At 47.2% G+C, this 11,212-nt stretch carries 11 protein-coding genes; 2 read left to right on the top strand and 9 right to left on the bottom strand.

Annotated features, from left to right (window positions below):
- Positions 1-56: 56 nt before the first annotated feature.
- The 6 genes from EBR25_10490 to cls all read right to left on the bottom strand — a co-directional run bounded on the left by EBR25_10490 (position 57) and on the right by cls (position 5,014).
- A complete protein-coding gene (locus tag EBR25_10490; protein NBW41410.1) occupies positions 57-473 on the bottom strand; it encodes a DUF393 domain-containing protein in 417 nt (138 codons plus the stop codon).
- 35 nt (positions 474-508) lie between these two features.
- Positions 509-1,213, bottom strand: a complete 705-nt coding sequence (locus tag EBR25_10485; GenBank protein NBW41409.1) for an SIMPL domain-containing protein — start codon at positions 1,211-1,213, stop codon at positions 509-511.
- Positions 1,214-1,373: 160 nt separating this feature from the next.
- Positions 1,374-1,814 (bottom strand): DNA recombination protein RmuC, encoded by a 441-nt coding sequence (gene rmuC / locus EBR25_10480; GenBank protein ID NBW41408.1) that lies wholly within the window; start codon positions 1,812-1,814, stop codon positions 1,374-1,376.
- On the bottom strand, positions 1,627-2,748 hold the full coding sequence (locus EBR25_10475) for a DNA recombination protein RmuC (protein ID NBW41407.1): 1,122 nt from the start codon (positions 2,746-2,748) through the stop codon (positions 1,627-1,629). The genes rmuC and EBR25_10475 overlap by 188 nt, the downstream gene beginning before the upstream one ends.
- Positions 2,749-2,813: 65 nt before the next feature.
- Positions 2,814-3,470 (bottom strand): superoxide dismutase, encoded by a 657-nt coding sequence (locus tag EBR25_10470; GenBank protein NBW41406.1) that lies wholly within the window; start codon positions 3,468-3,470, stop codon positions 2,814-2,816.
- 113 nt (positions 3,471-3,583) lie between these two features.
- Positions 3,584-5,014 (bottom strand): cardiolipin synthase, encoded by a 1,431-nt coding sequence (gene cls / locus EBR25_10465; protein NBW41405.1) that lies wholly within the window; start codon positions 5,012-5,014, stop codon positions 3,584-3,586.
- Positions 5,015-5,326: 312 nt separating this feature from the next.
- On the opposite strand from cls, the gene EBR25_10460 reads away from it, so the two are divergent.
- The gene (locus EBR25_10460) at positions 5,327-6,058 is read left to right on the top strand and encodes a hypothetical protein (GenBank protein ID NBW41404.1); all 732 of its coding nucleotides are present in this window, start codon (positions 5,327-5,329) and stop codon (positions 6,056-6,058) included.
- A 98-nt stretch (positions 6,059-6,156) separates the two neighbouring features.
- Here the strand turns inward: EBR25_10460 and EBR25_10455 are convergent, their stop codons facing one another.
- The gene (locus EBR25_10455) at positions 6,157-7,089 is read right to left on the bottom strand and encodes a hypothetical protein (GenBank protein NBW41403.1); all 933 of its coding nucleotides are present in this window, start codon (positions 7,087-7,089) and stop codon (positions 6,157-6,159) included.
- A complete protein-coding gene (locus tag EBR25_10450; protein ID NBW41402.1) occupies positions 7,016-8,767 on the bottom strand; it encodes an acyl-CoA dehydrogenase in 1,752 nt (583 codons plus the stop codon). Before EBR25_10450 ends, EBR25_10455 begins: the two co-directional genes overlap by 74 nt.
- A 289-nt stretch (positions 8,768-9,056) precedes the next feature.
- On the opposite strand from EBR25_10450, the gene EBR25_10445 reads away from it, so the two are divergent.
- Positions 9,057-10,964: a hypothetical protein gene (locus EBR25_10445; GenBank protein NBW41401.1), complete on the top strand. Its 1,908-nt coding sequence runs from the start codon at positions 9,057-9,059 to the stop codon at positions 10,962-10,964.
- Positions 10,965-11,087: 123 nt separating this feature from the next.
- Here the strand turns inward: EBR25_10445 and EBR25_10440 are convergent.
- Positions 11,088-11,212, bottom strand: a 125-nt coding sequence (locus tag EBR25_10440; GenBank protein ID NBW41400.1) for a DNA-binding protein, incomplete at its 5' end; no start/stop codon positions are given.

Here is an 11,212-nt window from a genome sequence, read left to right as displayed (position 1 = left end):
TCAGTAATTTGTTTCAATGAGAGAGTTAGCCCATACGGCTTTTATTTAGGGGCAGCTCACTGCACTATCCGCTTTCGCTCCTCTTCTGTAAAGAGTGCACACTCTTCCGGCAGTCGTTTTGAGATTCGATGGCGGAAGTAGGCTATGGGGCGGTATCCGAGGTCACGAAGTGGTGCAGGAATAAAAGACAAGAGCGAAAGCCACTTATATGGAACTCTTAAGTGATGACAAAGGGCAAGCACTGCACTGCTGCGGACAGAAATACGCTGAGTGGGAGATATATAGACCATGGTATTCCCCACATACTGTTCAAGACCGAATCGTTTAATGAGCTCTTCACCCGCTGGAGAGGCACTCGGTACAAAGATAAGCTCTTTTGAAGTTTCGTGAGCCAGCACAAAGCGCACTGCACGAGAACACATCCCACATGAACCATCAAAAAGGAGCACAGGGTCTGAAAGTTCGCTCGTCATAAATGAAACTCCATTGGAGAACTGCTCCCTTACTGCTAATCCTCTATGAGATAGAACTCAATTGAAGTAACAACTCTGACCTTTTTGTCTGGAGAGCGTCCGTAGTCATAGTCTGAGTTTGAGTCTGTGATAGAGAAGTTCCCCTGACTGGCGTTTCTGATCGTTCCCACCTTTACCCCTGCATTTTTTGCGAACTCATTTGCAGCTATTCGAGCATTTTTCGTCGCAACCTCTAGCATTTCGGGCTTGATATCGTTGAGCTTTGTGAAGCGGTAGTTGGGATCTCCATTTACGATGCTAATGCCTTTGGCAATCAGTTGGCTCACCTCTTTTCGAACAGGCATTACCTTTTCAACCTGTCCTGTTCTGACTGTAACGTAACCATATACGATATTCTCGCGCTCTACGAGCTTCTGGGCCTTGTCTCGATACTCATTCGTCGTGAGCTCCAGCACCGAGGGTTCAATCTCTTCATCAGAAAATCCACCCTCTCTGAGAACTCGGATTACTTCTTGTTGTTGAGCTTCCGCCTCTTTATACATATCAGTAACTGGTCGTCCTGTGCTATCAGACTTCTTTATTTTTATATTCCACTCTGCCTCATCAGCTTTCACAAGCTTCTCCGCAAGCCCCCTTACTCTGGAGGTATTCACGGCTACTTTAGAGTTATAAATGGTCTGACTGACAAAATAGCCAGCGAGGGAAAGGCCGATTGCGATAAGTAAACTTGCTATGCCAATTGTGCAGCATGGATTCTTCTGGCAACACTCTTTCCCTGCCAGCTTTGGATTGGTCACTTCTTCTTGTCTGCTCACGATGCGCTCCTTGATGTTCGTTTTTCACTTTCATCGCAATAACCAAAAAGCACAATACCTACCAATAAAAAAATACAATCGGTTTTTATGCCTCTCTGATTGAGTCTTCTATAGTGGCTTCACTTTTGGTGAAATCAGCAGGAATTTCTTTTGAGTTCTTCGCGCCGAGTTCAATTAATAACTCCGCTTGTCGAACAAGGTTCCCTTGCCCGTCTGAAAGTTTGTTGCGAGCCGCTGCGTATGTATTCTGGAGGCCTTCAATTTGACTTCCAATCTTTGTTATATCGCTTAGAAATCCCGTGAACTTATCAATGAGCGCTCCGCCACGGCGAGCAATTTCATCCGCGTTGGCACTTTGACGTTGGATTCTCCACAGTGAACTGATGGTTTGTAGAGTAGCAAAGAGATTCCATGGTCCACGAGTAGGAGTGAAGGTCTCTGTCCGCTTGTATTGCTGTGGCATAAGCAGCCTCCACGGGCATAAACATGAGTACAAAATCTGGCGATTGGAGCCCTTCGATATCATGATATCGGCGCTCAGAGAGCCCGTTTACATGATTCCGAATAGATGTCAGAAAGCCCTTTAGGGCAGCTGCATGTGCCTTTTCGTCCTGCCGTTCGTCAATCTCTATCAAGCGGCGGTATGGCTCAAGAGAAACCTTTGAATCAATTATAATGTGCTTACTGAGCGGTAAGTGGATAATGACGTCGGGTCGCGCGCTTTGTCCATTCTCGGGATTCTTCAGTTTCATGCCGCCACCTTGTACTGAGTACTCGTCTCCCTTCCTCAGCCCTGACTCTTCGAGGATTCTTTCAAGAACAACCTCTCCCCAGGTTCCTTGCGTTTTTGAGTCTCCTTTCAGTGCAAGAGTAAGGCTCTCTGTCTCAATCGTCATTTTTTCATTGAGAGTACAAATCCGATCGATCTCGTTCTTTAGCGAGTACCGTTCACGTTGTTCTTCACTGAATGACTCGGTCATCACCTTCTTAAAGTCTTTCAAGTTTTCACTGAGGGGACTTAGTAGGTGTTGAAGACTCTCGCTTGACTGCGTCTTAAAAGACTTAACCTTCTCCTCAAAAATCTTATTTGCTAAATTTTCAAACTGAAGCTGAAATTTTTCTTGTATCTCGGCGATTTCTCTTCCCTGCGATGTAATTCGCTCCTCGAGAAGTCCACGAGCTGTTTGGCTCTCAGTGAGATGGGAGCGAAGGACTTTCATTTCATTCGATTGGGCCTCGTTCTCCTGAGTGAGATTCAGAATTTGATTCTCCTTTTCCTCCATACGAGCCCTGTATCCAGCACACTCTCTTAAGCTTTCTTCATGTGAGCGTCGAGATACTCGAGTGATAATGAGAAACGCAGCAATCATGACAGTCGGTAAGAGCGAGAAGAGAAGAAGCTGTGTTGGCGTTGGAAGAATCATGGCTGATACCTTGGTGGAAAATATACACTCCGCCATCCCCTTCAATCAGATGGGAGCAGAAAGGGAGGGCGGATTTATTGGTTGAGAACGAGTGTGCCCATTTAACAGAGAATTGACTCGCCTTTCTTCGCTCTATCAAGGTTTTCTGAGACTCGATCCCAGTTCACGACGCTCCAGAATGCCTTGAGGTAATCAGGTCGTCGATTCTGGTAATGGAGGTAGTAGGCATGTTCCCATACATCCACTCCAAGAATTGGTGTTCCCTGCTCCTCGGGAGCAACGGTTGCCATCAATGGGTTATCTTGATTTGGTGTTGAAGTTACCTTCAGTGCTCCATCGCTACTGAGTACGAGCCATGCCCAACCAGAGCCGAACTGCCCTGCTCCCTTCGCTTCGAAGGTGGTCTTGAAGTCATCAATGCTTCCGCATGCACTCTTAATCCCCTCCGCGAGTTCTCCCTGAGGGCCTGCAGCGGTCATCTCTGATTCTGGAGCAAGGATACGCCAAAAGAGTGAGTGGTTGTAAAAGCCTCCTCCATTGTTTCGGATGCCCTGACGCTTTGCTTCTGGGAGCTCTGAGAGGTTCTTTAAGACTTCTTCAATAGGCTTATTTTCAAAAGAGGTGCCTGCGAGTCCTTCATTTAACTTTGTGGTGTAAGCTTGGTGGTGCTTCGTATGGTGAATCTCCATCGTGCGGGCATCAATTGCTGGCTCTAGCGCGTCGTAGGCGTAATCGAGTTTTGGTAGTTCAAAAGACATCACTCTTCCTCCTCTTGTATCGTTCTCTGACGGTGTTCAGTCATAGCGAATTTCATCAGAAAAGTCGATAACTTCCGTCATTCCTTACGAGTATGCTCGTGAAGTCGGCTCGTTTACAGAAGAGGCGAGAAGAGCCGTGCAAAACGAGTCGCCAGGACAAATGCTTGCGACTCTCTGAGGAAGCGTTCTTCAGTGAGCTCTACTGAGTTCTTAAAGTCATCTTCCAACATTTCTTCGCACTTTTTAGCGAAGTCTCTGCCATGTACGAGCAGCGCGATCTCGAAGTTGATGTGGAGTGAGCGATTGTCGAGGTTCGGCGTCCCGACGAGAGAAAAGTCTTCATCGATAAGGAGAGCTTTTTGATGCATGAAGCCAGGTTGATATCGGTATACGCGAGCCCCGCTTGTTACCATCTCTCTTGCATAAAATGCAGTAGCAAGAGACACGAGAGGATGGTCCCAGATAGTCGGGAGTAGAATCCGAACATCTACCCCCCGAAGCACCGCTAACTGGAGAGCTTGAATAATTCCGCTGTCGGGAACCAGATATGGAGAGGCAATCCAAACACGTTTTTGTGAGAGGGTGATGAGATGATGAAAGAGGAGGCTTCCTTCATCAAGCTCTGAAACGGGCCCCGTAGGAATAGCGATCACAGAAAGGTTCTCTTCAGCGGGCTCGCATGAGGTGTGTATGCCAGGCAGCCGCTGTTCTGTTGCCCAGAACCAGTCTTTCTCGAAGGAGCGTTGTATGTCAGCAATCACAGGTCCGCGGATCTGGATATCGGTATCTCGCCACCTTTTGAAGCGACGGGTAAGCTGAAAGTACTCTCGCCCAATATTTGAGCCCCCGATGAAGGCTACTTTCGAATCGCAAACAACAATTTTTCGATGATTTCTGAAATTTAAGAGAAACGGGTTTCGAAACCAACGATTGGTGCGAAAGGACTCGATATGAACCCCTGCTGCTCTCAGACGCTTTATATATTTTCTAGAGAGCCAGGCTGAGCCAATCTGGTCAAAGAGGAAGTATATGCGAACTCCTTCTCCTGATTTCTTTGCGAGGAGTTCTGCGAGTTCATTGCCTGCCTCATCTGCTCGAACAATATAAAACTGGAGAAAGATATACTCTCGAGCTTTTTCGATTTCTGCCAGGAGAGTTGAAAAGTACTCTTCACCACTTCGAAACACGTCGATACGGTTACCAGTACAGAACTCTCCTCCACTGAGACGTTGGAAGAAGAGCTGGTCATCTTCGAAGGGGGGCGGTAGTGAAAAGTGATGGTCGCCATGATGCATTCCCCCAGAGAGCGCATTTCCCCGCCCCTGCTCGTATATTGCGCCCGCCTGTAGAATCTTTTTTCTGTAGTTGAAGAAGCGGCGAGGACCAAAAGCCCAAAAAAGAGGCAGTGTAAGATAGGGTAAAAAGAGGAGTCCACCCGCCCAAGCGATAGCTCCTCGTGAGTTTCGAACATAGAATACAGCGACTGCCGCGTGTAATGCGCCGAGGGTTCGAATGAGCATATCAAGAAAGTCGAGTGTATCCATCGGAGTGAAGCGAGTGTTTGCCTATGCGTTTTGAGTGAAGCATACCACAAAGAGATGAAGAAGCCCTGTTCCCGCTGTACTAGCGCTTCCTTTGAATCTAGAGCGAGTTGGAGCTTTATTTTTACAGGTGACGGCTGTGCTGAGTGATAGTAGGGTACTGACGTATTCGGTGTTTGGGGCTTGAAACTGAGGCGTCATCCTCAGGAGCCCGTACTAAGTCTTGCCACCATTCTTGTGAAGGGACTCGCATCGTATCAGAGAGCTAGTGTAAACGACCAAACAATAGATGGAGATATTATGAGAAGTAGATTGATGCTCCCTTCCTTTATCGCGTCAGCCTTATGTGTGCTGGGTTTAGCCGGGCCGCTACAGGCTGATCATCATGACTCTACTGGGCCAACTATGATCATCGGTGCAGGCCAAAGCTGGGTAAGTGGAGTAGACAGCGGTTTTGATATTGACGGGGACTTGAATGAGTATCACATAGAAATTGAGTCGAATTTCTCGTGTGAGCTGTATTATAACCTTGAGTACACGCGCAGTTACGGAAATTTTGAACAAACGACGGGAACATTTTCTTCGTTTGAGCGCGACCTTGTGACGGCGAAAATTGGAAAGAACTACGATGGCGGTGAAGGGCTAGCTGGCTGGACTCTTAGTCCGTACATTGGTCTTTCATACTTAGGCGCGGATAATAAGTTCCCGCTGGGTGGAGTCAATGTTCGTTCTGGACAAGACACTCTTTATATTCCTTTCGGAGTGAAGGCGCTTTACCATGGGGATGATGTCTCTGGAGGAATTGAGATTACAGGGCTGTATAAGTTCGAAGACGATCAGAGAGTTATTCCTCTGGGAGTGAACCAGACCAGTAAAGACACGATGTCTCTTCAGGTGGAAGTACCAGTCCGAGTGCATTTGACTGATAGTTCTTTTGCAGAGTTTAAGTACGTTCACCGCAGAGATGACTTTCGTCAGTCTGGCGGAGCGCGTGCGGCCGATGTAAACGAGCATAAGCTTATTGCCGGATACGGTTTTAGGTTCTAATTCAGTTTACGCAATAGCGATGGGAGGCTGGTAGATCTACGAGCATCCCATCGCAGTATCCCTGCTCAGCTTCATCCCTCACTCTATTCACCACGAAATCACTGCCGCCTTATTATTTCAACTACAACGGGCTTGTGGTCTGACAGACGGTCGCTCAGCACGGAATGTTGGGTAATCGCAAAGTGCTCACTTGCCATTACCCAGTCCCATCGCACGGCTCGGAATCGAAATGTAGAAGTCTCAAGCTCTGGTTTGTAGGTGTGAAGCTCACACTCTCTTGCAAGCTGCCTCAGTGCCGAATTGGAGTCATTCCATCCACAATTGAAATCACCAACTACTATAATTGGAAGATTATGTTCTTTGAGAAACATTGATAGTTGTTTGACCTGTTGCATCCGTTGTTCGAGTCGTAAGAAGTCGAGGTGAACAGAGCAGAATAAAAACTGAAATGCTGAGTTGTCTGGCCAGCTCAGCCGCGCTGCAATAAACCCTTTTCTTGGAAGTGGGAGTCTTTCGGCAAATCGAAATCCTTCTACCTCTCGGAGCGGCAGACAAGAGATTATGCTTGTTCCATAGGAAAGGCGCGGTGCCTTCATGTGTGCAGCACATGCACCGAACGGAAGAGATGAAGAAAGTTCTTTTTGAATATATTCAAGATGATTAAATTGACCGTTCCAGAAAGAAGAGATATCGCATTCCTGCAGACCAGCAAGATCAATATTCTCACGCCTGAGTAGCTCAGCGATCTCTAACAGATTATGGCGTATGGTGGCTTCACCTAGAAATAGCTGGTGCGCGCGTTCGCCTCTTCCATGAGCTATGTTCAGCGAGAGAATACGGAGAGAGTCTTTTCTGGTATTCGCCGCAGATGCTGTCGGTAGACCGCTATCTCGCCTTTCTTGGTCAAGTAGTGTGACCTCAACTTTCACCTGCCTTCCTCTTTCTCCTTGCTCTACGCTAGAGGATGTCCCAGAGGTATCCTCCTTGCTGAAGAACTGCCTCTGCGATATCTCGCTGTAGCTTATCTTCATTTTTATCGATTCTTCTCAGATTCTGATTGATTCGGCGTTTTGCCTGTTGAATGAAGACACGAGTTATTTTGATTTCCGTCTCACACCTTTCTTCGCCCTTTTGTTGAATGAGATGGGTAGTGCGGGAGAGAACGGCTAGCCCTGTCATGAGATCAATGGCAGTGTTCGCTATTCTTTGCGAAATAAATTGCTTTCCAATGATACCCTTCCCGTGACGTCTCAGAATTGATTCAACTGCTCGGGAGAACTCAATGACGTATTGCTCTACTATCGCTGCTTCATCCTCTAATGAGCGGGGAATAAAACTGATACGGTCACGACCAAGCGAAGTAAGTTGTGTGAACTTCTTTGCGGCATAACCGCTGAGAACTCCGAACCCTTTAATGGGGTCATTAAAGATTTTTGCTCCCCCTTGACCAATTTCTTTTAGGTATTCCCCCGCTCCTTTAAAACCTGTTAAGGCAATATAGAGCCGGAGTATCTCGTTCGTTCCCTCAAAGATCATATTAATTCGAGAATCACGCACGATCCGTTCGTAGGGATACTCGCGCATAAATCCATTCCCACCGGCAATTTGTAGGGCATCGTGAGCCACTGTCCAGAGAGACTCAGTGCCAAAAATCTTACTAATTGCAGCCTCTACGGAGTAATCGCGACAACCGACATCGCTGTAGTGAGCCACGAGAGTCATGAGGCTCTCGGCGGCATAGCACAGCACGGTCATACGAGTAATTTTTTCTTTTATTAATTCGAACTCCGCGATAGGACGTCCAAACTGCTTTCTATTTAGTGCCTGTTCTGTTGCGAGTTTAATACACTCTTTCATTCCTCCAACGCAGCCACCTCCTAGTCCGGAGCGACCGCTATTAAGGATAGCCATGGCGATCTTAAAGCCCTTTCCTTCTTCCCCAAGAAGATTCTCAGCAGGGATGTGAACGTCTTGAAACGATACGGTGCATGTCCCACTTGCCCGAATGCCCATCTTGTCCTCTTTAGGACCGGTAGAAATTCCCTCATAGTTTCGTTCGACAAGAAAAGCAGAGAGCTTACCATCCCCGCTATCAGTACGGGCGAAGACCGTGAAGAAGTCAGCGAAGGGACCGTTCGTAATCCAGATTTTTTCACCTGTGAGCAGCCAGCTCCCATCTGCTTGCCGGGTTGCACTGGTCTTAATCGATCCAGCGTCAGAACCAGAGCCTGATTCAGTGAGGCAAAAAGCTGCGATCATCTCTCCTGTCGAGAGCTTTGGAAGATAACGCTTTTTCTGTTCTTCATTTCCAAATAGGAGCAGTCCTCTCATTCCAATGGAACTGTGAGCACCAATGGTGAGAGATGTTGACCCATCATACCGTCCCGTCTGTTGTAGTACTCTTGCATAAGATTTATTCGAAAGCCCCAACCCATCAAACTCTTCTGGAATGATGAGCCCAAAGAGCCCAAGGTCTTTAAGTTGTTCGATATACTCGGTTGGCTGTGATCCCTCGACATCAAACTTTGGGAAGTCTTCCTGGTGCACAGACAAAAACTTATCGATTGAATCCAAGACCAGTTCTAGCGTCTCTTTCTCATCTGGCGCAATTTGAGGAAAGGGAAAGATGTTCTCTTCAACGATATTCCCCAGGAACAAGCTTCTGGCAACGCTCGCCTCTAGGTCGATGGTCTGAGGTGTTTGCGGCATATCGCCGTCGATTGGCTGATCAGCAATGAGCATACGTTTTCCTACAGTTATTGGTTCGTTTATTGTACCTTGCCCTTACTCCATGCAACAACTTGGAATCGTGGGATTTTTGGCTTTTTTTCTTTCACTGAGTATGATGACTCTCGCTCGGCTCTGGGAGCGGATGGGTATAGACACTCAATAAAGGGGGTTTTAATACTCATCGGCTGGGTATAATGACTAGGTATCATTTCAAGTAATTACGATAAATTGTTAGTTCATGAACTCATGAAATCAGGTGGCATAAGGCATGAATAGAATTAGCCGAATTCTCCAAAGTTCTGACTCTAAGTCAACGCGCTCCCGATTATCTCAGTTCACGAACTCTGGTATCTGGATTCAATTCATTGTTTTTTTGGGCTGGCTCGGTTTTGCCCCATTCGGTCTGAATCTTCCGCTTCTTGTGGTTGACAAAGCGTACTCTCAGACGTCTCAGTCGTTAGAGCCTATGGTTCCGCAGATAGATCCGCTCTCCATGCGGAGCGCCCCCGATCCTTCAGAGAGGGAAGAGCCGAGTACGAGCAAAGTATTTGGTGATGTTGAGATTAAGATTCGTGATATTTTTGATCCTCCAACGAATCTTCTCTACAAGCTCGCCAATGATCTAAAAATCAAGACAAAAAAGAGTATGGTGATGCAGGAGGTTCAGTTCAAGAAAGGTGCTCCTTACGATCCATTTCTTGTGTATGAGACCGAGAGATTGCTTCGTCAGCTTCGATATCTTCGTGATGCGAGGGTTATTCCAATTGATAGAGGGAAGGTCGTTGATGTCCGAATAGAGGTTCAAGATACGTGGACGATTATCCCTCAAATGTCATTTTCTTCGGGGGATGGAAGAACTCGACGGGCATTTGGTTTCTCTGAGGGGAACCTACTGGGATACGGGAATAGGGCTGAGGTTCTTTTTCAAGATAATGATGGAGCGGACACACTGCAAGCTGCCTTCGATAGCCGGAGACTCTTTGGGACCAAGTACCAGGGGCAACTTGCTCTGGAGCATGGGGCTGAGGGTGAGCAGTTCTTCTATGATTTTGGAGATCCGTTTCGTTCTCTTGCGCAGGATAATGCGTGGTCACATCAGGCACTTTTTAGCGATACAATCGAGCGCCAATTCATAGCCGGGACAGAACGCTTTATTTATCGGAAAAAGACCACGAGTATCGGAGCATCATACGCCTTCGCCGTCGGTGATCCTCGTAGTGAAATTCGGCGATTTAGTCTTGGCCTTTCCTATCTTTCTGATAGCTTTCGTGCACCCACTGCTCAGGATTATAAGGATGTCAGTGTTGATCCCGCGGACTTGCGACCAGAGGGAGGTGAGCTTGCTGATGATAGGAAGTTCGTAGGACCAGTTCTTTCATACCAGTATATCGAGCAAGATTTTATTCGTCGCAATTACGTTGATCGCTTCTCGAGAGTTGAGGACTTCAACCTTGGCCAGCGATTCGAGAGTAGTGCTCAGCTCGCTCCTGCCTTCCTCGGTTCCCATGATGATGCATTCCTTCTACGAGCTGCCTTTGGTGAGGGATATCGGCTGCGTGAGAGAAGCTTTGCAAGGTGGGAAATGACATTAGATACTCGCTTACTGGCGCATGGTTTTGAGAACTCTATTTTCTCATTAGAGGGTCAATATATATCTCCCTTTGGCCCGGTCGAGTGGGGCAATATACCCTTCGGGAATCATACGTTGCTCGTTCGTTCCTTCGTTGATTATTCTTTCGACCTTGACCCAGATCGAGAATTTCTCGCAGGTGGAGACAACATATTGAGGGGATATGATGCGAGAACATTCTCGGGTGATAAGCGGTTTGCCCTTAATATCGAGGATCGAGTCCATATTGTTGATAACCTTTATGATTTCTTTAGTCTCGGAATGAGCTTCTTTGTTGATATTGGTGGAGCTACTCATGAGCCAATAAGAGAGCTTTTTACTGATGAAATGTACTCTGATGTTGGTTTCGGGCTGCGAGTCGGTTTCCCGCGTTCGAACGGAGAGCGTGTGGTGAGAATTGATGTGGCTGCTCCCTTGCGAGATGGGCTAGATGGCAGTAGTGCTTGGGAGTTTCGAATTATATTCTCTGGGGGCCAGCTCTTTGGGTCTCAGCTCGGCACTGAACGGCTCTTGGCTAATAGGGTTGGTGTGGATCTCGGTTTCTAGTCCGCGTGAGCTTTGAATCTGTTCAGACCCCTGGTGGGCTAATTTTTTGCGAAAAAAAACTCCACCCCGTCTGCGATCAAGTCGAGACGGAGTAGAGTATTACTAACTACAATAGAGGGAAAATTACTTCCTTCTACGTGTCGCCTTTCTCTTTCGAGCAGGCGCCTTCTTAGCAGTAGACTTCTTAGCAGCCTTACGCTTAGTAGCCTTCTTAGCAGTCGACTTCTTAGCAGTAGACTTCTTAGCAG

It is taken from the genome of bacterium, from assembly GCA_009926305.1.
In the GTDB taxonomy this organism is placed as follows: domain Bacteria; phylum Bdellovibrionota_C; class UBA2361; order UBA2361; family RFPC01; genus RFPC01.
This window is presented reverse-complemented; position numbering and strand designations above follow the sequence as displayed.